Source organism: Sinomonas sp. R1AF57 (genome assembly GCF_002224485.1).
GTDB classification, from domain to species: Bacteria; Actinomycetota; Actinomycetes; order Actinomycetales; family Micrococcaceae; genus Sinomonas; species Sinomonas flava.
Genome location: NZ_CP022463.1, coordinates 1,950,200 through 1,974,869, shown reverse-complemented (window position 1 = coordinate 1,974,869; position 24,670 = coordinate 1,950,200). Strand labels below are relative to the sequence as shown.

The following is a 24,670-nucleotide window of genomic DNA, read 5'->3' as shown; positions in this document are numbered from 1 at the left end:
CATGCGCCGCTGGCTCGCGGATGCGGAGACCGTGCTCGCCAACCACAGCGACCGCCTCAATGCGATCAACATCTTCCCCGTCGCCGACGGCGACACGGGCACCAACCTCTACCACACGGTCAGGGCGGCGGCGCTCGCCGCGGCCGGGGACCCGCGCACGGACCTGGGCGAGCTCCTCGGGGGGGCAGGGCAGGCTGCCATGGAGGAAGCCTGGGGCAACTCCGGAACGCTCTTCGCGGTGTTCCTCGACGCCTTCGCCGCATCCCTCAAAGGACATACGAGGCTCAGCGGGCCGCTGCTCGCCACCGCGCTCCACCGGGCGCAGATCCGGGCGTGGTCGGCGCTGAGCGAGCCGGTCTCCGGGACCATGCTCTCGGTCCTCGAGGCCGCCGCGGAGGGCGCCGCCTCGACCGAAGCATCGGAAGCCGGCGCGGACAGCAACCACGCGCTCGCGGCGGCGCTCGACGCCGTCGTGGAGGCGGCCCTCGGCGCCGTGGTCGACACCGAGGCGCAGCTCGGCGTGCTCACGAGCGCCCGGGTGGTCGACGCCGGCGGTGTCGGGCTCCTCCTTGTCCTCGCCGCGCTGCGCTCCGCCGTTCTCGGGGAGGGCCTCGCCGAAGACACCCTCGAAGCGCTGCACGGCTTCCGCGTCCAGGACCCGCACATCCACGCCGACCAGCCGGAGGCGCTGGGCGTCGAGCTCATGTGCACCGTGACCCTGAGCCCGCTCGACGCGGCCGGCTTGCGCCAGCGCCTGGACGAGATCGGCGACTCCGTCATCATGAGCCCGGTCGGCGCGTTCGACGACGGTTCGGGGGTCTGCCGCTGGCGGGTGCACGTCCATGTCGCCGACCCGGACGAGGCCCTCGCCCTCATCCGATCCGTGGGAGAGCCTGAAAGGGTCGCGTTCACGGAGCTCCACGCCCCGGAGCCGGCGGCAGCGGACCGGCGTGAGGCGGACCGGCTGGCAGAGGGCGGGCCGCGTGCCAGCTGAGCGCGACCGTGACCTCGGGCGGCTGCTGGGAGCACCCTCCGCCAGGAAGCTCAAGGACCAGCTGGGGCTCACGACGGCGGGCGACCTCCTCGACTACTTCCCGCGCCGCTATGCCCAGCGCGGGGAGCTCACCCCGATCGCCCAGTTGCCGCTCGACGAGGACGTGACCCTCCTGGCCCGGGTCGTGAAGGCCCAGAGCCGGCGGATGGCGACGCGCAAGGGCAGCATCACAGAGGTCCTTGTGACCGACGGATCCTCGCCGGGAGGCTATGACGGCCGCCTCGACACGATCAGCCTCACCTTCTTCAACAGCTTCGCCGCGTCCCGGCAGCTCGTCCCGGGGACGGTGGCCATGTTCTCGGGCCGCGTGGGCCGCTACCGCGGAAACCTCCAGCTGACCAACCCCGAGTACGTGCTCCTCGACGACGAGGACGATGCCGGGCTCAGCGCCGAGGAGCTGGCCGAGCGCCCCATTCCGGTCTACCCGGCCACCGCCAGGCTGCCGAGCTGGAAGATTGCCAAGTCCACCGCGACGCTCCTGGGGCAGATCGACCTCGAGGCGCTGGCCGACCCCCTCCCCGACGAGCTGCGCCGCCGCCGCCGGCTGCCGGGGATCGCCGACGCGTACCGCATGATCCACACCCCGGCGAGCATGGACGAGTGCACGCGGGCGCGCCGCCGCTTCCAGTACGAGGAGGCGCTCGTGCTCCAGACAGCACTCGCGCGCCGCCGTGCGCAGCACGCGCTCCTGCCCTCCCGGCCGAGCCCCGCGCGGCGCGGCGGCCTCCTCGACGCGTTCGACGCCCAGCTGCCGTTCGAGCTCACCGCAGGACAGCGGGAGGTGGGGGAGGAGCTCGCCGCCGAGCTCTCGGCCGCACACCCCATGAACCGCCTGCTGCAGGGCGAAGTGGGCTCGGGCAAGACGGTGGTCGCGCTGCGGGCGATGCTCCAAGTGGTCGACGACGGGGGCCAGGCTGCGCTCCTTGCGCCCACCGAGGTGCTCGCCGCCCAGCACCACGAGTCGATCCGGCGCACCCTCGGTCCCCTCCTGAGGGACGGGATGCTGGGGGCCGCCGACGGCGTGGAGGTCGTCCTGCTCACGGGCGGTCAGAGCTCGGCGGAGCGCAAGCGCGCACTCCTGTCCGCAGCGAGCGGACAGGCCGGGATCGTGGTGGGCACCCACGCGCTGCTGTCCGAGCAGGTCCAGTTCGCCGACCTGGGGCTCGTCGTCGTGGACGAGCAGCACCGCTTCGGCGTGGAGCAGCGCGACGCGCTGCGCGCCAAGAGCCTCGCAACCCCCCACCTCCTCGTCATGACCGCGACGCCCATTCCCCGCACCGTGGCGATGACCGTCTTCGGCGACCTTGAGACGTCCGTGCTGCGCGAGCTCCCGGCAGGCCGGGCGCCCATCGCGACCCACGTCGTCGGCCTGGTCGAGAACCCCGCGTGGGAGCGCCGCATCTGGGCCCGGGCCCGCGAGGAGATCGACGCCGGCCGGCAGGTCTACGTCGTCTGCCCGACCATCGGCGAGGCGGGAGAGGACGAGGGCGACCTCGACGCGCTCGACCAGGCCACGTGGGGCGATTCTGCCCTCGCAGCCTCGGCGGGGGAGCCACCGCCGGCGGTCTCGGTCGCCGCGGCGGCCGCGCAGCTGGCCCAGGAGCCGGCCCTGTCCGGGACCAGGCTGGGCATCCTGCACGGCCGCCTCGACGCCGGGGACAAGGCGGCGGCGATGGAGTCCTTCGCGGCCGGGCGCACAGACCTCCTCATCGCGACCACAGTGGTCGAGGTTGGCGTCGACGTGCCGAACGCCACCCTCATGGTCGTGCTCGACGCCGACCGGTTCGGCATCGCCCAGCTCCACCAGCTCCGTGGCCGGGTGGGCCGCGGTGGGTTCCCCGGTACCTGCCTCCTCGTGACCTCGCTTGAGCCCGGGCACCCGAGCCGCGAGCGACTCGAGGCGGTCGCTTCCAGCACCGACGGATTCGTCCTCGCGCAGAAGGACCTCGAGCACCGCCGCGAGGGCGACATCCTGGGAGCCACCCAGTCTGGACGCCGGTCCACCCTCCGCCTCCTGCGCGTCCTGCGCGACGCCGAGGTGATCGAGCTGGCGCGCGGAGACGCGCTCGCCATTGTCGGGGACGACCCTTCCCTCGAACGCCACGCACCGCTGCGCGACGCCATCGAGGCCTACCTCGAGCCTGAGAAGGAGGTGTTCCTCGAACGTGGCTGATGCAGTTCGTGAGGCACGATGAGCAGGATCATCGCCGGGATCGCCGGAGGGACGACCCTGGCCTCGGTCCCAGGGTCTGCGACCCGGCCCACGACCGACCGGGTCAAGGAGGCGCTCTTCTCGCGCCTCGAGGCCCTCGGGATGATCGCCCGCGCCCGGGTGCTGGACCTCTACGCCGGATCGGGCGCGCTCGGCGTCGAAGCCGTGAGCCGCGGCGCCTCCACCGCGGAGCTCGTCGAGTCCGAGGCGAAGGCGGTGGCAGCGTGCCAGCGCAACGCGCGCACGGTGAACGACGCCGTCGGGCGCCGCGCCGTCACCGTGCACCGGGCCAAGGTGGGCGGCTTCCTCGAGCAGACGATGCCGGGCCGGCACTGGGACCTCGTCTTCATGGACCCGCCCTACCCCCTCGCCGACGAGCAGCTCACGCGCGTCCTCGCGGCCCTGTCCCCGCACCTCGCGGAGGATGCGCTCGTGGTGGTGGAACGGTCCTCGCGCTCGCCTGAGCCGGAGTGGCCCGCTGGGCTCCGCCATTACGCGGACCGCAAGTACGGGGAAACGCGCCTGTGGTTTGCGGAGCCGCATCCGGCGCCGGCTGCCGACGGCGAGGTGAGCGCATGATCGGCCTCACGGCCACGCCCCTCCCAGTGCAGTCCGCGGCCGCTGCGGCGGGACCCGCCTGGTGGGAGATCGTCTCCGCGCTGGCACCTGTCGGCACCCTCGCCGCCGCCGTCGTCGCGGCGATCGTGGGCCTGAACACCATCCGCCAGCGTTCCTACTCGGACCGCAGGGCTGAGTTCTGGCGCCGCGCCGAATGGGCGCTCGAGGCGTCCGTGTCGCCCGACCCGCAGATGCAGGCCATGGGGACGATGGTGCTCGCGAGCCTCGCCAAGAGCGACCTCATTGCGAGCGACGAGGAGCTCCAGCTCCTCGACGCCGTCTGGATCGACCCGATCGCGGAGGCGGAAGAGGCGGGGCTCGACGAGGAGCTCGGCGATGCGTGACGCCGCCCCGGGGCCCGGGGGATACTGGAGGGAGCGCGGCACAGCACGGGCCACGGAAGGAGAGGCAGTGAGCAAGCACGAAGCACTCCCCGCCGATCAGGGAGACGGCAGGCACGCGTCCGAGGAGACGCCCGAGCGCAGGCCCGGCTCGTCGGACCGCCGGGTGCAGATCGCCGCCGCCCGCCTCCGCGTGGTCCTCGACGAGCGCCTCAACCGCCCCACGCCCGAATGGGTGAAGCGCCTCGCGGAGCAGAAGCTCGCGAGCTGATCCGGCGTCTCAGCCGGCGAGCGGGTCCAAGTCCATCCCCCGCACGAGGAGCGTGGGGTGCGGTCCCGCCGCGGGCAGCGCCGTCTTCCATGCGTCCGGCCAGGGCCCCGGCAGCCCAATGGCCACGATGTTGCCGGGAAACCGTGCCGTGAACATGTCCGGTTCGGAGAGCGCCGCGACCTCCCTGAAGACGCCGCGCATCGCCGCGACCTGCGAGCGCACGAGCGTGAGCGGCGGGTCGTCGCCGATGTTGACCAGCATCGCCCCATCCTCGGCCAAGAGCGCGGCGGCCTCGGCGTAGAAGTCGGGGTGCGCGATGTGCGCGGGCGCCTCCGGCCCCGAGAAGATGTCCAGCGCGATGACGTCGTAGGGTCCGCGCCCGGCGGCCGCGGGAAGCTCCCACCGGGCGTCCCCCAGATGGAGCGCCAGGTCTGTCCCCGCCGGCAGCGGGAGCTGTTCGAGGACGAAGTCCACCAGCTCGCGTTCGAGCTCGACCGCGGTCTGGACCGAGCCCGGGCGGGTCGCCTCGATGTAGCGGGCGAGGGTCAGAGCGCCAGCCCCCAGATGGAGGGCATGGAGGGGCGTCCCGGCCGGGCGGACGGCGTCCACGACGTTCGCCATGCGTCGCAGGTAGGCATAGAAGACATGGGTGGGGTCGGCGATGTCCACGTGGGACTGCTCTGCGCCGGCGATCGAGAGGATGAAGGCCCCCTGCACGAGGGGATCCGCGTCAACGCTCGCATGGGCCCCGATGCCGCGCAGGTAGCGCGAGGCGCTCACACGCGGTCCGCGAGCAGGGCGAGTCGCGACGCCGCCTCCGCCAGGAGCGGCTCCTTCTTGCAGAAGGCGAAGCGCAGGAGCGAGCGGGTGCGCTCCGCGCCCTCGGGCTGGCAGAACACCGAGACAGGGATTGCGGCCACGCCGACGAGCTCGGGCAGCCGGCGTGCGAGGTCCAGGGCATTGTCGATGCCAAGCGCCCTCGTGTCGGTGGTGATGAAGTAGGTGCCCTCCGGCACGAACACCTCGAGCCCGGCAGCCCGGAGCCCCTCGGCGAGGATGTCCCGCTTCGCCCGGAGCGATGCCGCGATGCCGCGGAAGAACTCGTCGGGGAAGCCCAAGCCCATCGCCACGGCCTCCTGGAACGGGGTTCCCGAGCTGTAGGTGAGGAACTGCTTGATGGTGCGCACCCGCGCCACGAGCTCCTCGGGTCCTGTGACCCAGCCGACCTTCCATCCCGTGAACGAGAAGGTCTTGCCCGCCGAGGAGATCGTGAGGGTCCGCTCGGCGGCGCCGGGAAGCGTGGCGACAGGCACGTGCGGCCCGCCGAACACGAGGTGCTCGTAGACCTCGTCGGTGACGATCACGGCGTCGTGCTGTGCGGCGAGCTCGACGACGCGGGCGAGCACCTCCTGCCCGAACACCGCGCCGGTGGGGTTGTGGGGGTTGTTCACGACGACGACGCGCGTGCGCGGGGTGAACGCCGCCTCGAGCTCGGCGAGGTCGGGCTGGAAGGCCGGCGCGTGCAGGGGGACCGTGACGTGCTCGGCGCCGGCAAGGGCGATCATCGCCCCGTAGGAGTCATAGAACGGCTCGAAGGTGAGGACCTCGTCCCCGGGTCCGGCGAGGGCGAGGACCGCCGCTGCGATCCCCTCGGTGGCGCCCGTCGTGACGATGGCCTGCTTCCACGGGTCCAGGTCGATCCCGTAGAAGCGCGCCTGGTGCGCGGCCACCGCCTCGCGCAGGCGGGGGATGCCCTGGCCGGGGGCGTACTGGTTGGCGCCGGAGAGGATCGCGGACCGTGCTGCCTCGGCCATCTCGGCCGGACCGTCCTCGTCCGGGAACCCCTGACCGAGGTTGATGGCGCCGTGCCGCACGGCGAGGGACGTCATCTCCTCGAAGATCGTCACGCCGAGCTGGCCGTCCTCGCCGAGGAGGTTCGCCCCGGCCGCTGTTCGCTGCCACGCGGATGTCATCCGCCCATGCTATCCGCCGGGGCGGCGCCGGCCTGCCCGCGGCTGGGGGCATGCAGTATGTTGGCCGTATGCGACGCGCGGTGTGCCCTGGCTCCTTTGACCCCATCCACAACGGGCACCTCGAGGTCATCGCGCGGGCCGCCAACCTCTTCGACGAGGTGATCGTGGCGGTGTCCACGAACTACGCCAAGAAGTACCGGTTCTCCCTCGAGGAGCGCATTGCGATGGCCCGGCGGACCCTCGGTGCGATCAGCGGCATCACGGTCGAGCCGATGGGGGAGGGCCTCCTCGCCGAGTACTGCCGCGAACGCGGCGCGAGTGCCATCGTCAAGGGACTGCGCTCGAGCTCCGACTTCGACTACGAGCTGCCCATGGCGATCATGAACCGGCAGCTCACCGGGGTCGAGACGGTGTTCCTCCCGGCCGAGGCGCACTACGTCCACCTGTCCTCGACGCTCGTCAAGGAAGTGCATGACCTGGGGGGAGACGTCTCCGAGTTTGTCCCCCGTTCCGTCCTCACGCGGCTCGCCGACACCGCGCCTGGCCGCGCCTCCGCCTGATTCCCGCTACACTGGACGGGCACAGCAGCACGCCACGCTGTCCAGGCGCGCCCGGTCCCGGTTTGGGACGAACGGGCGGGCACGATAGGATAGCGTGTCGGTCTATGTTCTACAGGAGTTCTCATTAAGCGCGAAGCACGTTCGCCTTTGATGTTCGACGTCAAGGACCTCGGGCGCAGCCCGGGGACTATGCGGACCCTCACGGAGCATGTACCCGCACCGGGTGATCTCGGTGTGGCGCTCATCGGCGTCAAGGAAGGGTCCCCCGTGGACCTCGATCTGACGTTCGAGTCAGTGCACGAGGGGATCCTGGTCTCGGGAACCGCGCACGTCACCGTGACGGGCGAATGCGGGCGATGCCTGGATCCCATCGAGTACGGACTCGATGCCGGAGTGCAAGAGCTTTTCTTCTTCGAGGGCATGGGGCACTCGGACGGAGAAGACGATGAAGAGCAACGTCGAGTCGAGCACGAGTCCATCGATCTTGAACCGGTGTTGCGGGACGCAGTGGTACCTCTGCTGCCGTTCCAGCCGGTGTGCCGGGAAGACTGCGAGGGTCTCTGCTCCGAATGCGGGGCGCGCCTCGCGGACGAGCCGGGGCACCACCATGAGGTCGTCGACCCCCGGTGGGCTGCCTTGGCAGATCTGGTGAAGCCAGACCGGCACGACGATGAGTAAGTGTTGGCACTAAGAGAGAAATGAGTTAGCCGTGGCTGTTCCCAAGCGGAAGATGTCTCGCTCGAATACCCGCGCCCGCCGCTCGCAGTGGAAGGCGTCCGTCCCGACGCTCGTCAAGACCGTCGAGAACGGTCGCGTGACGTACAGCCTCCCGCACCAGGCGAAGGTCGTGACCGACTCGGCCGGTACCGAGCTGTTCCTCGAGTACAAGGGCCGCAAGGTCGCCGACGTCTGAGTTGGCGGCATCTCGCGCATGAGCCCTCATGACGAGCTTCTGAAGCGTCTCGGCGTCGTGATCGACGCCGAGACGCTTCGTCTTGCCCTGACACACCGCTCGTTCGCCTACGAGAACGGCGGCATTCCGACCAACGAGCGTCTCGAGTTCCTCGGTGACTCGATCCTCGGCTTCTCGGTGACCGACCTGCTCTTCCGCGAGCACCCGGGCCTCAGCGAGGGCGAGCTGGCCAAGCGACGCGCCGCCGTCGTGAGCACGCGCGCGCTCGCGTCCATCGCCCGCCGCCTCGGTGTCGGCGAGTACATCTACCTCGGCCAGGGCGAGAAGGTCACCGGCGGGAAGAACAAGTCGTCGATCCTCGCGGACACGATGGAAGCGCTCATCGGCGCCACCTACATCTCCAACGACCTCGAGACCGCCCGGCGCTTCGTCGTCAGCCTCATCGCCCCGCTCCTCGCGGATGCGGCGGTGCTGGGCGCGGGGACGGACTGGAAGACCCACATCCAGGAACTCGCGGCCAACCGCCAGCTCGGGCAGATCCACTACGCCGTCGTCGGCGAGGGCCCGGACCACGCGCGCGTCTACACCGCCACGCTCCTGATCGGCGGGACGCCGTACGGGACCGGGACCGGGAACTCCAAGAAGGAAGCCGAGCAGCAGTCGGCCGCGAACGCATGGAAGGTCCTGGGCCCCCAGTCTCAGGACGCGCGCGCCTAGGACCGGCGTCCGGCAATGCCCGAACTTCCCGAAGTCGAGGTGGTCCGACGCGGCCTGGCCTCCTGGGTCGCCGGGCGCACCGTGGAGGACGCCCAGGTCCTCGACCCGCGTTCCGTCCGCCGGCACGCGCTCGGCCCCGAGGACTTCCGAGGACAGCTCGAGGGCGCGACCGTCCTCGACGCCGTCCGCCGCGGCAAGTACCTCTGGCTGCCGCTCGCGGGGCGCGCGGATCCGCCAGATGCGGTCCCGCACACCGCGCTCCTGGCCCACCTCGGGATGAGCGGCCAGCTCCTCGTGGAGGATGAGGGGCAGCCCCTCGAGAAGCACCTCAAGGTCCGCCTCTCTCTCAGCGCGGCCCCCGGGATGCCCGGCGAGCTGCGCTTCGTCGACCAGCGCATCTTCGGCGGCCTCGCCGTCGTGCCACTGGTCACGACGCACGACGGCGGCGCCGGCGGCCGCTCGGAGTCTCCCCGTCCGCTGATCCCGGCGGAGGCCGCGCACATCGGACGCGACCCGCTGGACCCGCTCTTCGACCCGGCCGCGTTCCACGCGAGCCTGCGCTCGCGCCGGACGGGCATCAAGCGCGCCCTGCTGGACCAGCGCCTCGTCTCCGGGATCGGCAACATCTACGCGGACGAGGCCCTCTGGGGCGCCCGCCTCCACTACGCCAGGCCCACAGACACGCTGCGCCGCAGCGAGACCGCCCGGCTCGTGGAGGCCGTCCGCGACGTCATGGAGCGGGCCCTCGCGGCCGGAGGCACGAGCTTCGACTCCCTCTACGTCAACGTCAACGGCGCGTCCGGCTACTTCTCGAGGTCCCTCGACGCCTACGGCCGGTCTGGGCGCCCCTGCCGGCGCTGCGCGGCCGAGGGAGACGTGGGCGTCGTGGTCCGGGAGCCGTTCATGGGCCGCTCGTCCTACCGGTGCACGCGATGCCAGCCGGTCCCGCGCAACGCCCGCTGGTAGCGGATCGCCGCCCGGACCCTGCGGCACACCGCCCGCGATGACGGGCCGGGGGAGCGCGGGAGCGTAGATTAGGGCATCATGCCGGCAGCACGAAAGCCTAGGAAGCCTTGCACCTCAAGACCCTGACCATCCGGGGCTTCAAGTCCTTCGCCTCCGCGACGACGTTCGAGTTCGAACCGGGGGTCACCGCCGTCGTCGGCCCCAACGGCTCCGGCAAGTCCAACGTGGTCGACGCGCTTGCCTGGGTCATGGGCGAGCAGGGTGCGAAGACGCTGCGCGGCGGCAAGATGGAGGACGTCATCTTCGCCGGCACGGCGGGCCGGCCCCCGCTGGGCCGTGCGCACGTGTCGCTCACGATCGACAACGCCGACGGGGCCCTGCCCATCGAGTACAGTGAGGTCACGATCTCGCGCACGCTGTTCCGCGCCGGCGGCAGCGAGTATGCGATCAATGGGAGCCCATGCCGGCTGCTCGACATCCAGGAGCTCCTCTCCGACTCGGGCCTCGGCCGCGAGATGCACGTCATCGTGGGCCAGGGGCAGCTCGACCGGATCCTGCACGCCACCCCCGAGGACCGTCGCGGCTTCATCGAGGAGGCGGCGGGGATCCTCAAGCATCGCCGGCGCAAGGAGCGCACCCTCCGCAAGCTCGAGGCCATGCAGGCGAACCTCTCAAGACTATCCGACCTCACCGCAGAGCTCCGCCGCCAGCTCGGGCCCCTCGGCCGCCAGGCCCAGGTGGCTCGCCGCGCCCAGACGATCCAGGCCGACGTGAGGGACGCCCGTGCCCGCCTGCTCGCGGACGACATCGTGACCCTGAAGGACGCCATGGACGCGGAGGAAGCGGACCACACCGCCCTGGACGCCCGCCGCGCGGAGGTCGAGCGCGAGCTCGACGGCGGCCGGCGCGCCCAGGCTGAGGCGGAACGTGCCGCGGCGGCGGCGACCCCGCAGGTCAATGCGGCGCGGGAGACGTGGTACCGGCTCGCCCAGGGCCGCGAGCGGCTGCGCTCCCTCGCCTCCCTGGCCGAGGAGCGGCGTCGGCTCCTCGGCTCCTCCGATGGCCCGGTCCGGGGACGCGATCCCGAAGGCCTCCAACGCCAGGCCGATGCGCTCCGGCTCGAGCTCGAGGCGGCGGCGGAAACGGTCGAGGTGCGCTCCGAGGCCCTCGCCGCCGCCGAGGAGGAGCGGGCCGCGGCCGAGGACGCGGCGACCGCCGAGGACCGGCGGCACACGGCGCTCCTGCGCGCGCAGGCAGACCATCGCGAGGGCCTCGCCCGGCTCGCGGGACAGGTCGCCGCCGCCCGGGGCCGCGTGGAGTCAGCGGAGGGTGAGATCGGCCGGCTCGAGGAGTCCCTCGGCTCGGCCGGCGAGCGCCAGCGCCACGCCGAAGCAGAGTTCGTCGCGCTCGAGACGCAGATGGCCACGGCCGAGGCGGGGGAGGAGGACCTGGACTCCGCGTATGAGGAGGCCGCTGCGGAACTCGAGGCGGCGGAGTCCGCGAGGGCGGCGCTCCTCGACCGGCGCCATCGTGCGGCGGCGGAACGGCAGGCCCACCAGGCCCGGCTCGAGGCCCTCGCCGCGGGCCTGAGGGACCGCGACGCCACGGGAACGGTCGCCTCCTCCGCCCGCGGGGTCCTCGGGCGCGTGTCAGACCTCCTCGACGTGGAGCCCGGGTTCGAGTCGGCCGTCGCGGCCGTGCTCGGGCCGCTCGCCGAGGGGCTGGCGATGGACAGCCCGGAAGCGGCGGCGGAGGCGCTCGCCGCGCTCAAGGCGGACGACGCCGGCCAGGCCGCGCTCGTCGTCGGCAGCCCAGGGGAGGACGCGCCGGTCCGCGGTGCGTCGGGCGCGGAGCGGCTGCCGGAGGGGGCACGGTGGCTCGCCGAGGTCGTTGAGCCGGACCCGCGGATCGCTGCCGCCACCGCTCGCCTGCTCCACGCCGCTGTGGTGGTGCGCAGTCTCGCGGCCGCGCTCTCCGTCGCCGAATCCCACCCAGATCTCACCGTCGCGACCTACGACGGCGACCTGGTCACCTCCGCCGCGCTGTGCGGCGGCTCCGCGGGATCCCCGTCCACGATCGAGCTGCAGGGGCGCATCGAGCAGACAAGAGCCGCGCTGGACGCCGCCCAGGCGGAGTACGAACGGTGCGGATTCGGCCTGGCCAGCGCGCAGGAGCGCGAACGCTCCGCGCGCGAGGCTGCCGAGGCGGCGCTCGCGGATCTGCATCACTCGGACGCCACCTTCGCCGCCGTTGCAGAGCGGCTCGGGGCGCTCGGGGCGCAGCTGCGGGGCGCATCGGCGGAGGAGGAGCGGCTCAGGGCGTCCCTCGCCGCGGCCCGTTCCACGCTGGACGCCGAACAGGTGGCCCTCGAGGCCGCCGCAGAGCGCCTTGAACGTGCCGAGGAAGCGCCTGATGCCGATGAGCCGACCTCCGAGGAGCGCGACCGGCTCCAGGCCCAGGCCGCCGTCTCGCGGGCGCGTGAGCTCGAGGCCCGGCTCTCGCTGCGTGCCGCCGAGGAGCAGCAGCGCTCCCTCGAAGCCCGCGTGACCTCCCTGGAGCGGGCCGCGGAGTCGGAGCGGCGGGCGGCCGAGGAAGCACGGCTGCGCGCGGAGCGCCGGGCCCGCGAGGCCGCCCGGGCGGGCGCCGTCGTCGACGCAGCACGCCGGGGGCTGGCCGCGATGGACGCCGCCGTCGACGAGGCCGCGGGCGAGCGCGACGCCGCCGAGGCGAACCGGTCCGAGATCGATGAGAGGCTCGGCACGCTGCGCCGCCGCAATGACGGCCTGGCCAGGGAGCTCGCGGAGCTCAACGACGCTGCCCATCGCGACGAGCTGGCCCGCGCCGAACAGCGCCTGCGCCTCGAGGCCCTGGCCGAGCGGGCGGCCGACGAGCTGGGACTCGCCGTCGCGGCCCTCGTCGACGAGTTCGGGCCCCACCGCCCGGTGCCCGTCCCGCAGCAGGAGCAGGGAGACAAGTGGGCGGCCCTGCGCGTCGAGGTCGACGACGACGGCAGACCCCTCGACGCCGGTGTGCCGTTCGTGAGGGCCGAGCAGGAGAAGCGCCTGAGGAAGGCCGAACGGGACCTGGCCGCCCTGGGCAAGGTCAACCCGCTCGCGCTCGAGGAGTTCGCAGCCCTCGAGGAGCGCCACCGCTTCCTGGCGGCGCAGCTCGAGGACCTCCAGGCGAGCCGGAAGGACCTGCTGAAGATCGTCGCCGAAGTCGACGAGCGCGTGCAGCGCGTCTTCGCCGAGGCGTTCGCGGACACCTCCGTGCAGTTCGAGCGCGTCTTCGCACGGCTCTTCCCGGGCGGCGACGGCAGGCTCGTGCTCACCGACCCGTCGGACCTGCTCACCACGGGAATCGAGGTCGAGGCGCGGCCGGCAGGCAAGAAGATCAAGCGCCTCTCGCTGCTCTCGGGCGGCGAGCGGTCGCTGACGGCGGTCGCACTCCTGGTGGCGATCTTCAAGGCGCGTCCGTCGCCGTTCTACGTCATGGACGAGGTCGAGGCGGCCCTCGACGACACGAACCTCGGCCGGCTCATCACGGTGTTCGAGGAACTCCGGGAGTCGAGCCAGCTGATCGTCATCACCCACCAGAAGCGCACCATGGAGGTCGCCGACGCGCTCTATGGCGTGTCGATGCGCGGCGACGGCGTCTCGACCGTGATCAGCCAGAAGCTCGAGCGCGTCGAGGCCGGGGCCTGACCCGCCTACCCCCGGCGGCGCTGGACGGGCACGGACCACTCGAAGGCCGGCGGCTCCTTCGCGAGGAAGGCCTGGATGCCGATCCTCGCGTCAGGGCCCAGCTCCATCTCGCGCTGCCAGTGCGCGCTCACCTCGCCGACTTCCGGCGAACAGGCGGCGACGCTCTCCACGAGTGCCTTGTGCGCCCGTGCCGACAGCTGCGAACGGTGTGCGATCCTCTCCGCGAGGCCGAGGGCGGCGTCGTGGACGTGGCCCGCGGGGGCCACCTCTTCCACGAGTCCAACCCGGAGGGCCTCGCGAGCGTCGACGAGGTCCCCGGTGAAGAGGAGCCTCTTGGCGGTGGCAGGACCGACGAGTCGGACGAGACGCGCTATGCCGGACGTGGGGTACACGATGCCCAGCTTGGCCGGGGTGATGCCGATGAACGCGTCCGCTGCGGCGATGCGCAGGTCGCAGGCGCCGGCGATCTCCCAGCCGCCCCCGACGCAGTATCCGTCGATGGCGGCGATCGTCGGCTTGCTGAAGGAGGCCAGGGCCTCCTCCGCGGCGGTGAGGTCTCCGCCGTCGCGCGCGCTGCCGTCTCCGCGCAGGATCGAGGCGACCTGGGAGATGTCCGCGCCGGCGGAGAAGGTTCCCCCCGAGCCCCGGACGACGAGGACCTTGACCCCCGGATCGGCATCGAGCGAGCGGAGGGCCGGCACGAACTGCCGCCACATGTCCTGCGACACGGCATTCCGCCGGGCGGGGTTGTGGATGATGAGGCGCGCCACCGCGCCGTCGCGCTCGACGACGAGACGCCCCTGCTCCCGCCCGGGCCGGGCGGGGCCGTGTGCCTGGGCCAGGGTCCTCGCGCTCATGCCGGCACCTTCGTCCCGTCCCCGGCCATCCGCACGACGCCGGCGTCCGCCAGCGCGGCGATCTGGTCCTGGGTGAGTCCTGCCCCCTCGAGCACCGCGCGGGTATCCTCGCCCAGGGACGGCGGCGCCTTGCGCACCGGCAGCGGCGCCCGGTCGAGCGAGATCGGCCCGCGCAGGAGCGGCAGCGGCGATCCGTCGGCGCGCTCCACGGTCGTGACCATGCCGAGCGACAAGACCTGTTCGTCGGCGAATGCCTGGGCGTACGTGTAGATCGGGCCCGTGGGGATCTTGGCGTCGCGCAGGGCTGCGAGCCACTCGTTTGCGGGACGTCGCAGGAGCCTGTCCTCAAGGGCGTCGGTGAGGGCGGCGCGATGCTGCCCGCGGAGGGCGCCTGTGCGGTAGTCGGGGTGGTCCGCAAGGTCGGGGGCCTCGACGAGGGCGCACAGCTGTCTCCACTGCCGCTCGTTCCCGACGGCGATGATGATGGGGATGTCCGCCGTCGCGAAGACCCCGTAGGGGGAGAGGACGGGGTGGCTGTTGCCCTGCGGGGTGGGGACGCGCCCTGTGCTCAGGTAGGCCTGGCCCTGGAACGCGGAGAGCGAGAGCGCGGATTCCAGCAGGGACGTCGCCACCTGGGAGCCGCGGCCTGATCCGTGGCGGCCCACGAGCGCCGCCGCGATGCCGAGCGCGAGGTAGATCCCGGAGACCATGTCGATGATCGGGACGCCCACGCGGGTGGGGTGGTCGGCATCCGGGCCCGTGACCGACATGAGCCCGGACATGCCCTGGGCCACCTGGTCCAGGCCGGCGGACTGGGCCAGAGGACCGCTCGTCCCGAATCCGCTGACGGAGGCCACGATGAGGCCCGGCTTCGCGTCCCTGAGTGCGTCGGGGTCCAGCCCCATCTCCCTGAGCACTCCGGGCCGGAAGTTCTCGACGACGACGTCGGCGCCGACTGCCAGGTCCCAGAGCAGCCTGCGGCCCTCCGCGGAGTAGAAGTCGACGGCGATCGACGACTTGCCGCGGTTCGTGGAGTCGAAGTACAGGCTGTGCTCTCCCTCGAACGGGGGCCAGGAGCGGCTCGAGTCGCCGCCCGAGATGCTCTCGACCTTGACGACTTCCGCGCCCAGGTCACTGAGCAGTGCCGTGGCCCACGGGCCGGCGAGCGCCCGGCTCAGGTCGAGGATGCGGACTCCGTCGAGTGGCAGCCGCGGCGCGTGGCCGCTCGGGAGCGCTCGGCTCGTGTCGTTCATGTCTGACTCCTGGGATGAGGTCTGCGGGCGGCGCCTGACGGCGCGTTCTCGGACCGCCGTCTGGCCGTAGGACCACGATCGCGCTCCTGCTACAGTGCATACAAGAACAATTCAGGCAGACCATATGTGCACGAACGCACGGGAGGACCTGTGGTCGAGTTCAAGGGGCTGCCCAGTCCGGACGACCTTCTCATCCTGCTCACCGTCGCGCGCCTCGGCCGGTTCACCGCGGTGGCCGAGGCGCTCGAGACGACGCACACGACCATCTCGCGTCGGATCGGCGCGCTGGACAAGCGGCTCGGCGGCCGCACCCTCGCCCGGACGCCGCAGGGCTGGGAACTCACCGAACTCGGCCGCCGCGCAGTCCAGGCTGCCGAGGGCATCGAGTCGAGCCTCGGCAGCCTGTCCGCGCGTCTGACGAACAAGCGGGAGTCGCTGACGGGCCTCGTCCGCGTCGGTGCCTCCGACGCGTTCGGGGCGCTCTTCGTCGCTCCGGCGCTGGCCCGGCTCCAGCAGGACCACGAGCTGCTGAGGGTGGAGCTCGTGACCGCGACTCGGCGTCTGAGCCAGAACCGGTCGGGCCTCGACCTCGAGGTCGTCCCCGGGACCGCCGAGGCGCCGCGGATCCAGGCCGTCGCCGTGACGGACCACGTCCGGCGCCTCTACGCGGGACGGGAGTACATCCGCCGGCGCGGGATGCCGACAGGGGTCGAGGAGCTCGCTGGCCACTCGTTCGTCGGCTACGCCGAATCCGCCCTCGAGGTGTCGGAGCTCGCATACGGGCGCCAGAGCGTGACGGGCGAGGCGGCGTCGTTCCAGGCGACGAGCATCTTCCCGCAGGTCGAGGCGGTCCGTGCAGGGGCCGGGATCGCCCTCCTGCCCGAGTACGTGGTCCGCGGCGATACCGGTCTCGTGCCGGTGCTGCACCACGAGATCGAGCGCCACGTCCGCTTCTGGGCGGCCGCCCGGTCCGAGTCCATGCGCTCGCCCGCTGTGCGCGCCGTGGTCTCGAGCCTCATCGAGGAGGCGCGGAGCCGGCAGGACCAGCTCCTTCCTCGTCCTCGCGTCTGGGACGGACAGCTCGAGTGAGGATCATTTCGGCCGGGCGGTGCGCGGCAGGGGCGGCCAGGCTGTCAGCCCGGCCGCCCCTCCATCTCTGCGGTGAAGCCCCGCGGTGATCCCTCAGCGCGTCGGGAGGTCCTGCAGGGCCGAGCCGCCCCGCCCCGCCGCGCGCCCGTCAGCGGCCGCCATGCGGGCGGCGTGCGCCGCATCGAGATCCCGCAGGTCGATCCCCTTGGTCTCCTTCAGGGCCAGCACCGCGATGATCGTGACGACGCAGCTCGCGAGGAGGTAGAGGGCGATCGGAACAGAGGATCCGAACGCGCCCAGGAGCGCCGTCGCGATGATGGGCGCGAGCGAGCCCGAGAGGACCGACGTGACCTGCGAGCCGATCGACAGTCCGGAGTAGCGCATGCTGGTGGGGAACATCTCCGCCATGATCGAGGGCTGGCCCGCGTACATGAGGGCGTGGCTGGCGAGGCCCAGCACGATGGCCGCGAGGATCAGCCCGTCCTGCCTGCTGTCCATCATCGGGAAGGCGGCGAAGCCCCAGGACGCGCCCACGACGGCGCCGAGGAGGTAGGTGGGCTTGCGGCCCCACGCGTCGAGCAGCTTCCCGGCGGCCGGGACCATGAAGCAGTGGATCGCGTGGGCGACCAGCAGCAGCAGCAGGACGTGCGAGGTGTCCATGTGCAGGATCACCTTCAGGTACGTGATGGAGAACGTCACCACGAGGTAGTAGATGACGTTCTCGGCGAACCGGACTCCCATCGCGGCCAGCACACGGCGCGGATACCGGCGGACGACCTCGAGCACGCCGGAAGGCCCAGCGGCCTCCTCCTGCTCCCGGGCGGCCTCGAGGAAGATCGGTGCGTCGCTGATCTTGGTGCGGATGTAGTAGCCCACGACGACGATGACCGCCGACAGCCAGAACCCGATGCGCCAGCCCCACGCGAGGAAGCCCTCCTGGCTGACCGTGGCGGAGAGGATGAGGAGCACGGCCGTTGCCAGCAGGTTGCCGAGCGGCACGCCTGTCTGGGGCCAGGAGGTCCAGAAGCCGCGCGACCTGTTCGGGCTGTGCTCCGCGACGAGGAGGGCAGCGCCGCCCCACTCGCCGCCCACGGCGAAGCCCTGGATGAACCGGAGGGTGACCAGGGCCAGCGGTGCCAGATAGCCCCACTCGGCGAAGCCCGGCAGGCACCCCATGAGGAACGTCGACGCTCCGACGAGGATGATGCTCAGCTGCAGGAGCTTCTTGCGGCCGAGCCTGTCGCCGAAGTGGCCGAACACGAGGCCCCCCAGCGGCCGCGCGACGAACCCGACGGCGTAGGTGAGGAAGGCGTCCATGATCCCGTCGAGCTCTGAGTGGGCGTTCGGGAAGAACATCTTGCCGAAGACGAGATTGGCGGCCGTGGCGTAGAGGAAGAACTCGTACCATTCGACGACGGTCCCCGCCATCGACGCAGCGACGACCCTTCTGAGCCCCGACGTCGCTGGCTCTGTCCCGCTTCTCTGGACCATGGATGTCTCCTTCGACTTCTCAGCGCTCGCATGTGACGGCTGCCACATCAGGTGTCCCGAGTATGTCAACGCCGGGTGTGCGGAACAACGACAGTTCGCGCAGAGTCAATGAACGAAAATGCACTGTCCGGCCGCTGTGAGAAGCTAGGACCCGTGACAGACCTTTCCGCCCTGCTGCCCGTCATCATCATCGTCGGAATCGTGGTCCTCGTGATCGCCGGGATCGTCGTCGGCCTCGTGAGCGGCCGCCGGAAGAAGATCGACTACACCGGCACGCGCGACGCCAACGACCAGGTGATCGCCCCCGAGCGGCCAGCCTCCGCCGAATCCGAGCCCGCGCCCGCCGGGGTCGGGACCCTGCCGCCCCCCGCGGAACCGCAGGAGGCGCCCACGGAGGATGTCCTCGACGAGGCCGTCATCGAGCGGGTCCCCACCGAGGCCCCCGCGCCCGTCGCGGGCCGCCTCATCCGGCTGCGCGAGCGGCTCGCGAAGAGCAACAGCATCTTCGGCAAGGGACTCCTCGCGCTCCTGTCGAGCGACAGGATCGACGAGGGCGTGTGGGAGGAAGTGGAGGAGACGCTCCTGCTGGCTGACATCGGCACCGATGCCAGCATGGACCTCGTGGACACCCTCCGCGAGCGGGTCCGGGTCATGGGGACGCGCAGCCCGGAGGAGGTACGCGCCATGCTGCGCGAGGAGCTCGTCAAGCTCGTCGATCCCACGATGGACCGCACCCTGAACGTCGCGCGCACGGACGGCAAGCCCGCCGTGGTGCTCGTGGTGGGCGTCAACGGCGTGGGCAAGACGACGACGGTCGGCAAGCTCGCCCGCGTGCTCGTCGCCGAGGACAAGGACGTGCTCCTGGGCGCCGCGGACACCTTCCGGGCGGCCGCCGCGCAGCAGCTCGCCACGTGGGGCGCCCGGGTGGGAGTGCCCACGGTGAAGTCGGACGTCGACGGCGCCGACCCGGCCTCAGTCGCCTTCGAGGCCGTCAAGTCCGGCATCGAGCAGGAGGTCGACGTCGTCATGGTCGACACCGCCGGCCGCCTCCAGAACAAGGTCGGCCTCATGGACGAGCTCGGCAAGGTCAAGCGCGTCATCGAGAAGCAGGCCGACGTCGACGAGGTCCTCCTGGTCCTCGACGCCACGACGGGCCAGAACGGCCTGGCCCAGGCGAAGGTCTTCGCCGAAGTCGTGGACATCACCGGAATCGTCCTGACCAAGCTGGACGGCACCGCGAAGGGCGGCATCGTCGTCGCGATCCAGAAGCAGCTCGGCGTCCCCGTCAAGCTCGTGGGCCTCGGCGAGGGCCCGGACGACCTCGCCCCGTTCGACGCCGAGTCGTTCGTGGACGCCATCCTCGCCTGATCCGCCGCTCCGGCGCACGCGGAGCGGCGCGCCTCAGCCGTTGTGGGTGCGCACGACGGCGTCGGCCTCCTGGGCGGGCCGGCGCCTGCCCGCCCAGAGCGGCACGGCCGCGAGCAGGCAGGCCCCCGAGACCGCGAACGCCCACCCGTAGCCGACCCCGTCAGCGAGGGCGCCGGCAGCGAGCGGGCCGAGGATGCTGCCGATGTCGGCCGCCATCTGGAACACCGCGAGGGGTCGGCCGCCGCTGCGCTCCGAGCCGATCGAGTCCGCGACCGTGGCCTGGAGCGACGGGCCGAGGAACCCCGAGCCGAACCCCGCGGCGATGGAGAGGGCGAAGAAGACGGGCTCGTTCGGGCTCACACCCAGGAACGCCGTGGGGAGTGCGGTGGCGATGAGGCCGAGGACCGCGACGGGCCGCCGCCCCCACCGGTCGCTCAGGCGTCCCGTGAAGGTGAGCGCCCCGGCCGTGCCAAGGGCGAAGAGCGCGAGCGCGAGGCCCGCCGCCTGGGAGCCGGCGCCGAGTGCGGCCGTGACGAAGAGCGGCACGAGTGCCATGCGGATGCCGAAGGTCGCCCACCCGTTGGCGAAGTTCGAGCCGACGGCGGCCCGGTACGAGGGCTGCCCCAGCGCCTCGGCGAGCAGCAGCGGCGGGCGCGCGGGCGCCGTCGTGCGCGCCGTCCCGCCCCGGCCCAGCAGGAGGTGGACGACGGCAGCGGCGACGACGAGGGCCGCCGCGTAGGCGAGGAAGGGCACGCGCAGCCCGAACCCTGCCAGCATGCCGCCGAGGACCGGGCCGGTGATGCTGCCCAGCAGGAACGAGGACGCGTAGAGGCCGCTCACGCGGCCTCGGGCGTCCGGCGGCGCGAGCCGGACAATGAGTCCGGAGGCGGAGATCGTGAACATGGTCGAGCCGATTCCGCCCAGTCCGCGCACGGCGAGCAGCGTCCAGTAGTCCGGGGCGAAGGCGCAGGCGGCACTCGAGGCTGCGACGAGCAGGAGGCCCGTGACGTACACGGGCCGCTCTCCGAGCCGGTCCACGAGGGACCCGGCGGCCGGCGCGAGCGTCAGGCGGGCCAGCGCGAAGGCGCTCACGATCACCGAGGCGGCCGTCGCCCCGACCCCGAAGCTCGTCGCGAGCTGCGGGAGGACGGGGGAGACCAGGCCGAAGCCGACGGCGATGACGAACGCCGCGGCGACCATGACCCAGACGTCGCGGGGCACCGGGACTCGTGCAGAGGTGCGGGGCATGGGTCAACCCTAAGTGAGGCGAGCCGGCGGGCCGCGTCCCGCCCCGGGACAGGCCGGCGACAAGCGGCGTCGGCCGGCAGAGCCCGCGGAAACATGCCGGAAACGTCCCGGTGTCCGCGCGTTAACGTGCCGAGGCAACTTGTAACGGACGCGCAATGTGGCCCGCGTCTCGCCGAAACACCGGGGGAGGAATCTGTTCTCAGTGGCCCGAACCGCCCGCGGACAGCGCGGCGGCGCAGGGCCGGAGAGTTCCGTCCACCCCCCGAAAGGCAAGGCCATGACCCCCACCCTCAGCGCGGGCGACACCGCTTGGGTGCTCGCCTCGGCAGCACTCGTGTTGCTCATGACGCCCGGGCTCGCGTTCTTCTACGGCGGTATGACGCGCGCCAAGTCGGTCCTGAACATGATGATGATGAGCTTCGGAGCAATCGCCCTCGTCGGCGTGCTCTGGGTGCTCTTCGGCTACTCGATGTCGTTCGGCTCCGACTGGTTCGGCGGCCTCGTCGGCAACTTCGACAAGTTCGCCCTCCACGGCATCCTCTCCACAGGTGACGACATGCCGCTGGCCGGCACCATTCCCGAGCTTGCCTTCGTCGGGTTCCAGGGCGTCTTCGCGATCATCACGGTTGCGCTCATCTCCGGCTCGATCGCCGACCGCGCCAAGTTCGGCGCCTGGATGGTGTTCGCATTCTTCTTCGCGATCCTCGTCTACTTCCCGGTCGCGCACTGGGTCTTCGACGCCAACAAGGACGCCGACGGCAACTTCATCGGCGGCTGGCTCAACGGCCTCGGGGTGATCGACTTCGCCGGCGGCACCGCCGTCCACATCAACGCAGGCGCGGCGGGCCTGGCCCTGGCCCTCGTCCTCGGCAAGCGCAATGGGTTCGGCAAGGACCCGAACCACCGCCCGCACAACCTTCCGTTCGTGATGCTCGGCGCCGGCCTCCTGTGGTTCGGCTGGTTCGGCTTCAACGCAGGCTCCGCCCTCGGCGCCAACGGCGTCGCGGCGTTCGCGTGGATCAACACCCTCGTGGCCCCCTGCGCCGCGGTGCTCGGCTGGCTCGTGGTCGAGAAGCTCCGCGACGGCCACGCAACGTCCCTGGGCGCGGCCTCGGGTGCGGTGGCAGGTCTCGTGGCGGTCACGCCGGCCTGTGCCGCGATCAGCCCGCTCTGGGCCATCGTCCTCGGCCTCCTCGCCGGCGCGGCCTGCGCCCTGGCCGTGGGCCTGAAGTACCGCTTCGGGTACGACGACTCTCTCGACGTGGTCGGCGTCCACCTCGTCGGCGGCATCATCGGCACGCTGTTCATCGGTCTCGCCGCCAGCCCCGGCGCCCCCTCCAAGGGCGAGGGACTCTTCTACGGCGGGGGCTTCGAGCTCCTCGGCAAGCAGGCGCTGGGCGCCGGTTCGGTGCTCCTCTACTCGTTCGTCCTCTCCCTCGTGATCGGCTGGATCATCAGCAAGACGATGGGCTTCCGCGTCTCGAGCGAGGCGGAGGAAGCCGGGGTGGACATCGCCCTCCACGCCGAGACCGCCTACTCGGCGAGCTCGGCGGGCACGGGCTTCCACCCGCTCGGTGCGAAGGCGGAGGCGGAGGTCGCGGCCTTCAATGCCGACGACCTGCTCACGGCGCCCTCGGCGAAGACCACGGAGAAGAAGGTCAAGGCATGAAGCTCATCACAGCGATCGTCCGGCCCGAGAAGCTCGACGCCATCCGCGAGGGCCTCGAGGCCTACGGGGTCCAGGGCCTGACCGTCAGCTCCGCGAGCGGCTACGGCCGCCAGCGCGGATACACGGAGGTGTACCGCGGCGCCGAGTACAGCGTGGACCTGCTCCCGAAGATCCGCGTCGAGGTGCTCGCGACCGACGAGCAGGCCGACGACATCCTGGACGTCATCATCACCACGTCCAACACCGGACGCGCCGGAGACGGCAAGGCCTGGACGGTCGACGTCCATGAGGCGGTCCGGGTCCGCACCGGGGAGCGCGGGGCCGCGGCCATCTAGGTCCCATCCACCAAGGCGCGAGGACGACGGCGGGTGCCCACCCGCCGTCGTCCTCCCGCCGTGTTCGGGGCCCGAGCGCAGCGAAGCCGGCTCCTCGGAAACATGGCGTTAACGTGGCCGTGACGAGGGATTAATACCGGTGGCCGTCCTGTAACACGCGGGCAACACGGCGCTAGCGAAGAGGAAACACCCCCGCGGGATTCTTGATGAGGTGGTCCTGCAGGCGTCTCGGGGGAGCGGAGGCGGGACCGGTTCCGCGATCCGTTCCTCGAAAGGCCTCACCGATGAATGCTGGCGACACCGCCTGGGTCCTCGTCTCGGCAGCCCTCGTCCTCCTGATGTCCCCCGGCCTCGCCATCTTCTACGGGGGCATGACCCGCGTGAAGTCAATGCTCAACATGATGATGATGAGCTTCGGCGCGCTGGCCCTGGTGGGGGTCCTGTGGGTTCTCTTCGGCTACTCGATCGCCTTCGGGACGGATGCCGGGGACGGGCTGTTCGGGGACCCGTTCGAGCGGTTCGGCCTGCACGGACTGCTCGCCACCGACAGCTCGATGCCGCTCGTCGGCACGATCCCCGAGATCGTCTTCGTGGGCTTCCAGGGCGTCTTCGCGACCGTCACTGTCGCCCTCGTCTCCGGAGCCATCGCGGACCGCGCCAAGTTCGCCTCCTGGATGGTGTTCGCAGGCCTGTTCGCCGTCTTCGTGTACTTCCCCGTGGCCCACTGGGTCTTCGACTCGAAGGTTGACGCCCAGGGCACGTTCATCGGCGGATGGCTCAACCACCTCGGCCTGATCGACTTCGCCGGCGGTACTGCTGTCGAGGTCCTGGCAGGCGCTGCCGGCCTCGCCCTGGCGCTCGTGCTCGGCAAGCGGGTCGGGTTCGGCAAGGACCCGGAGCACCGCCCCCACAACCTCCCGCTCGTCATGCTCGGCTGCGGACTGCTGTGGTTCGGCTGGTTCGGCTTCAACGCAGGCTCCGCGCTGGCCGCGAACGGCGAGGCCGGGTTCGCCTGGATCAACACCCTCGTCGCACCCTGCGCGGCGGTCCTGTCGTGGCTCGTGGTCGAGAAGGTCCGCGACGGCCACGCGACGTCCTTCGGCGCGGCTTCCGGTGCGGTCGCGGGGCTCGTGGCCATCACGCCGTCGTGCGCCACGATCGAGCCTGCCTGGGCGATCGTCCTCGGAGCAGTCGCCGGCGCCGTGTGTGCCCTCGCGGTCGGCCTGAAGTACCGGTTCGGCTATGACGACTCGCTCGATGTCGTGGGCGTGCACCTCGTGGGCGGCATCGTCGGCACGCTCTTCATCGGTCTCGCGGCGAGCCCCGATGCCCCCGTCCCGGGCCGTGGCCTCTTCTACGGCGGCGGGCTGGACCTCCTCGGCATCCAGGCTCTCGGCACCGCATCGGTGCTCGGCTACTCGTTCGGCGTGGCCCTCGCCCTGGCGCTGGGGATCAAGGCGGTCATGGGCTTCCGCGTCACGAAGGACGTCGAGGAGGCCGGCGTCGACCTCGTGATCCACGCCGAGACCGCGTACTCGTCCTCCTCGACCGGCGGCGGCTTCCACCCGCTCGGCGTCAGGCACACCGTCGAGACCCTGCTGAAGGAGCACCTCGAGAAGCACCGGGAGACGCCCCGTGAGGAGGTTCTGGCGGGAGCTGCCCGTGCCGGTAGTGTTGGCCCGTGAAGCTCATTACCGCCATCGTCCGGCCCGAGAAGCTCGACTCCATCCGCGAGGGCCTCGAGGCCTACGGGGTCCAGGGGCTGACCGTGAGCTCCGCAAGCGGCTACGGCCGCCAGCGGGGCTACGTCCAGGTCTACCGGGGCGCCGAGTACAGCGTGGACCTCATCCCCAAGGTGCGCGTGGAGGTGCTGGCCGCCGACGAGCAGGCGGACGAGATCCTCGAGACCATCATCACCGCCGCCTCCACGGGCCGGCAGGGCGACGGGAAGGTGTGGGTCGTGGACGTGCACGACGTCGTGCGGGTCCGCACGGGCGAACGCGGCAGCACCGCGATCTAGAGCAGCGTCGT

Annotated in this window: 23 protein-coding genes; 17 read left to right on the top strand and 6 right to left on the bottom strand. The window is 71.6% G+C overall.

Translation table 11 applies throughout. The features are described from left to right. Position 1 precedes the first annotated feature (1 nt). From CGQ25_RS09085 to CGQ25_RS09065, 5 genes are all read left to right on the top strand, one after another. The gene (locus CGQ25_RS09085; RefSeq protein ID WP_208713004.1) at positions 2-994 is read left to right on the top strand and encodes a DAK2 domain-containing protein; all 993 of its coding nucleotides are present in this window, start codon (positions 2-4) and stop codon (positions 992-994) included. After that, the gene (locus tag CGQ25_RS09080) at positions 984-3,227 is read left to right on the top strand and encodes an ATP-dependent DNA helicase RecG (RefSeq protein ID WP_208713192.1); all 2,244 of its coding nucleotides are present in this window, start codon (positions 984-986) and stop codon (positions 3,225-3,227) included. The genes CGQ25_RS09085 and CGQ25_RS09080 overlap by 11 nt, the downstream gene beginning before the upstream one ends. Positions 3,228-3,245: 18 nt before the next feature. Beyond that, on the top strand, positions 3,246-3,845 hold the full coding sequence (gene rsmD, locus CGQ25_RS09075; protein ID WP_208709009.1) for a 16S rRNA (guanine(966)-N(2))-methyltransferase RsmD: 600 nt from the start codon (positions 3,246-3,248) through the stop codon (positions 3,843-3,845). Beyond that, positions 3,842-4,228, top strand: a complete 387-nt coding sequence (locus CGQ25_RS09070) for a hypothetical protein (RefSeq protein ID WP_208709007.1) — start codon at positions 3,842-3,844, stop codon at positions 4,226-4,228. Before rsmD ends, CGQ25_RS09070 begins: the two co-directional genes overlap by 4 nt. Positions 4,229-4,295: 67 nt before the next feature. Next, positions 4,296-4,496: a hypothetical protein gene (locus CGQ25_RS09065; RefSeq protein WP_208709005.1), complete on the top strand. Its 201-nt coding sequence runs from the start codon at positions 4,296-4,298 to the stop codon at positions 4,494-4,496. 9 nt (positions 4,497-4,505) lie between these two features. Here CGQ25_RS09065 and CGQ25_RS09060 read toward each other — a convergent pair whose 3' ends face one another. Both CGQ25_RS09060 and CGQ25_RS09055 read right to left on the bottom strand, forming a co-directional pair. Beyond that, positions 4,506-5,276, bottom strand: a complete 771-nt coding sequence (locus tag CGQ25_RS09060; RefSeq protein ID WP_208712768.1) for a spermidine synthase — start codon at positions 5,274-5,276, stop codon at positions 4,506-4,508. Continuing rightward, the gene (locus CGQ25_RS09055) at positions 5,273-6,469 is read right to left on the bottom strand and encodes an aminotransferase class I/II-fold pyridoxal phosphate-dependent enzyme (protein ID WP_208712767.1); all 1,197 of its coding nucleotides are present in this window, start codon (positions 6,467-6,469) and stop codon (positions 5,273-5,275) included. Before CGQ25_RS09055 ends, CGQ25_RS09060 begins: the two co-directional genes overlap by 4 nt. A gap of 68 nt (positions 6,470-6,537) precedes the next feature. Here CGQ25_RS09055 and coaD point away from each other — a divergent pair, with 68 nt between their 5' ends. From coaD to smc, 6 genes are all read left to right on the top strand, one after another. Continuing rightward, complete coding sequence (coaD, locus tag CGQ25_RS09050; RefSeq protein ID WP_208712766.1) at positions 6,538-7,029, top strand: pantetheine-phosphate adenylyltransferase; 492 nt, start codon at positions 6,538-6,540, stop codon at positions 7,027-7,029. Between the two features lie 147 nt (positions 7,030-7,176). Further along, positions 7,177-7,707, top strand: a complete 531-nt coding sequence (locus tag CGQ25_RS09045; protein WP_208712765.1) for a DUF177 domain-containing protein — start codon at positions 7,177-7,179, stop codon at positions 7,705-7,707. A gap of 31 nt (positions 7,708-7,738) precedes the next feature. Next, a complete protein-coding gene (gene rpmF / locus CGQ25_RS09040) occupies positions 7,739-7,942 on the top strand; it encodes a 50S ribosomal protein L32 (protein ID WP_066498296.1) in 204 nt (67 codons plus the stop codon). A gap of 18 nt (positions 7,943-7,960) precedes the next feature. After that, entirely contained in the window at positions 7,961-8,659 is a 699-nt protein-coding gene (gene rnc, locus CGQ25_RS09035; protein WP_208712764.1) for a ribonuclease III, read from the top strand. A 15-nt stretch (positions 8,660-8,674) separates the two neighbouring features. Next, positions 8,675-9,625, top strand: coding sequence for a bifunctional DNA-formamidopyrimidine glycosylase/DNA-(apurinic or apyrimidinic site) lyase (gene mutM / locus CGQ25_RS09030; protein WP_208712763.1), 951 nt, complete (start codon positions 8,675-8,677; stop codon positions 9,623-9,625). Positions 9,626-9,732: 107 nt separating this feature from the next. After that, positions 9,733-13,329 carry a chromosome segregation protein SMC gene (gene smc / locus CGQ25_RS09025; RefSeq protein ID WP_208712762.1) on the top strand — a complete coding sequence of 1,199 codons (3,597 nt, stop codon included), beginning with the start codon at positions 9,733-9,735 and terminating at the stop codon, positions 13,327-13,329. A 5-nt stretch (positions 13,330-13,334) separates the two neighbouring features. Here smc and CGQ25_RS09020 read toward each other — a convergent pair whose 3' ends face one another. Continuing rightward, positions 13,335-14,186, bottom strand: a complete 852-nt coding sequence (locus CGQ25_RS09020) for an enoyl-CoA hydratase/isomerase family protein (RefSeq protein ID WP_208712761.1) — start codon at positions 14,184-14,186, stop codon at positions 13,335-13,337. Then, positions 14,183-15,439: a CaiB/BaiF CoA-transferase family protein gene (locus tag CGQ25_RS09015; protein ID WP_208712760.1), complete on the bottom strand. Its 1,257-nt coding sequence runs from the start codon at positions 15,437-15,439 to the stop codon at positions 14,183-14,185. Before CGQ25_RS09015 ends, CGQ25_RS09020 begins: the two co-directional genes overlap by 4 nt. A gap of 150 nt (positions 15,440-15,589) precedes the next feature. On the opposite strand from CGQ25_RS09015, the gene CGQ25_RS09010 reads away from it, so the two are divergent. After that, a complete protein-coding gene (locus CGQ25_RS09010) occupies positions 15,590-16,528 on the top strand; it encodes a LysR family transcriptional regulator (RefSeq protein ID WP_255405702.1) in 939 nt (312 codons plus the stop codon). Positions 16,529-16,621: 93 nt separating this feature from the next. On the opposite strand, the gene CGQ25_RS09005 is transcribed toward CGQ25_RS09010, so the two are convergent. Continuing rightward, entirely contained in the window at positions 16,622-18,019 is a 1,398-nt protein-coding gene (locus tag CGQ25_RS09005; protein ID WP_208712759.1) for an MFS transporter, read from the bottom strand. 153 nt (positions 18,020-18,172) lie between these two features. On the opposite strand from CGQ25_RS09005, the gene ftsY reads away from it, so the two are divergent. Further along, a complete protein-coding gene (gene ftsY / locus CGQ25_RS09000; RefSeq protein ID WP_255405701.1) occupies positions 18,173-19,387 on the top strand; it encodes a signal recognition particle-docking protein FtsY in 1,215 nt (404 codons plus the stop codon). A gap of 33 nt (positions 19,388-19,420) precedes the next feature. Here the strand turns inward: ftsY and CGQ25_RS08995 are convergent, their stop codons facing one another. Next, a complete protein-coding gene (locus CGQ25_RS08995; protein ID WP_208712757.1) occupies positions 19,421-20,635 on the bottom strand; it encodes an MFS transporter in 1,215 nt (404 codons plus the stop codon). 277 nt (positions 20,636-20,912) lie between these two features. Between CGQ25_RS08995 and CGQ25_RS08990 the strand changes: the two genes are divergently transcribed. The 4 genes from CGQ25_RS08990 (at position 20,913) to CGQ25_RS08975 (ending at position 24,659) form a co-directional block, all read left to right on the top strand. Continuing rightward, entirely contained in the window at positions 20,913-22,304 is a 1,392-nt protein-coding gene (locus CGQ25_RS08990) for an ammonium transporter (protein WP_208712756.1), read from the top strand. Then, entirely contained in the window at positions 22,301-22,639 is a 339-nt protein-coding gene (locus CGQ25_RS08985) for a P-II family nitrogen regulator (protein ID WP_208712755.1), read from the top strand. Before CGQ25_RS08990 ends, CGQ25_RS08985 begins: the two co-directional genes overlap by 4 nt. Positions 22,640-22,923: 284 nt before the next feature. Further along, entirely contained in the window at positions 22,924-24,324 is a 1,401-nt protein-coding gene (locus tag CGQ25_RS08980; RefSeq protein WP_208712754.1) for an ammonium transporter, read from the top strand. Next, the gene (locus tag CGQ25_RS08975; protein ID WP_208712753.1) at positions 24,321-24,659 is read left to right on the top strand and encodes a P-II family nitrogen regulator; all 339 of its coding nucleotides are present in this window, start codon (positions 24,321-24,323) and stop codon (positions 24,657-24,659) included. Before CGQ25_RS08980 ends, CGQ25_RS08975 begins: the two co-directional genes overlap by 4 nt. The last annotated feature ends 11 nt before the right edge of the window (positions 24,660-24,670 follow it).

Bases quoted from the DNA above. Each gene is read 5' to 3' on its own strand.
- CGQ25_RS09085 (WP_208713004.1), top strand. From the start codon at position 2: ATGCGCCGCTGGCTCGCGGATGCGGAGACCGTGCTCGCCAACCACAGC.
- rsmD (WP_208709009.1), top strand. From the start codon at position 3,246: ATGAGCAGGATCATCGCCGGGATCGCCGGAGGGACGACCCTGGCCTCG.
- CGQ25_RS09070 (WP_208709007.1), top strand. From the start codon at position 3,842: ATGATCGGCCTCACGGCCACGCCCCTCCCAGTGCAGTCCGCGGCCGCT.
- CGQ25_RS09055 (WP_208712767.1), bottom strand. From the start codon at position 6,469: ATGACATCCGCGTGGCAGCGAACAGCGGCCGGGGCGAACCTCCTCGGC.
- coaD (WP_208712766.1), top strand. From the start codon at position 6,538: ATGCGACGCGCGGTGTGCCCTGGCTCCTTTGACCCCATCCACAACGGG.
- rnc (WP_208712764.1), top strand. From the start codon at position 7,961: ATGAGCCCTCATGACGAGCTTCTGAAGCGTCTCGGCGTCGTGATCGAC.
- mutM (WP_208712763.1), top strand. From the start codon at position 8,675: ATGCCCGAACTTCCCGAAGTCGAGGTGGTCCGACGCGGCCTGGCCTCC.
- CGQ25_RS09020 (WP_208712761.1), bottom strand. From the start codon at position 14,186: ATGAGCGCGAGGACCCTGGCCCAGGCACACGGCCCCGCCCGGCCCGGG.
- CGQ25_RS09015 (WP_208712760.1), bottom strand. From the start codon at position 15,439: ATGAACGACACGAGCCGAGCGCTCCCGAGCGGCCACGCGCCGCGGCTG.
- CGQ25_RS09005 (WP_208712759.1), bottom strand. From the start codon at position 18,019: ATGGTCCAGAGAAGCGGGACAGAGCCAGCGACGTCGGGGCTCAGAAGG.
- CGQ25_RS08995 (WP_208712757.1), bottom strand. From the start codon at position 20,635: ATGCCCCGCACCTCTGCACGAGTCCCGGTGCCCCGCGACGTCTGGGTC.
- CGQ25_RS08990 (WP_208712756.1), top strand. From the start codon at position 20,913: ATGACCCCCACCCTCAGCGCGGGCGACACCGCTTGGGTGCTCGCCTCG.
- CGQ25_RS08985 (WP_208712755.1), top strand. From the start codon at position 22,301: ATGAAGCTCATCACAGCGATCGTCCGGCCCGAGAAGCTCGACGCCATC.
- CGQ25_RS08980 (WP_208712754.1), top strand. From the start codon at position 22,924: ATGAATGCTGGCGACACCGCCTGGGTCCTCGTCTCGGCAGCCCTCGTC.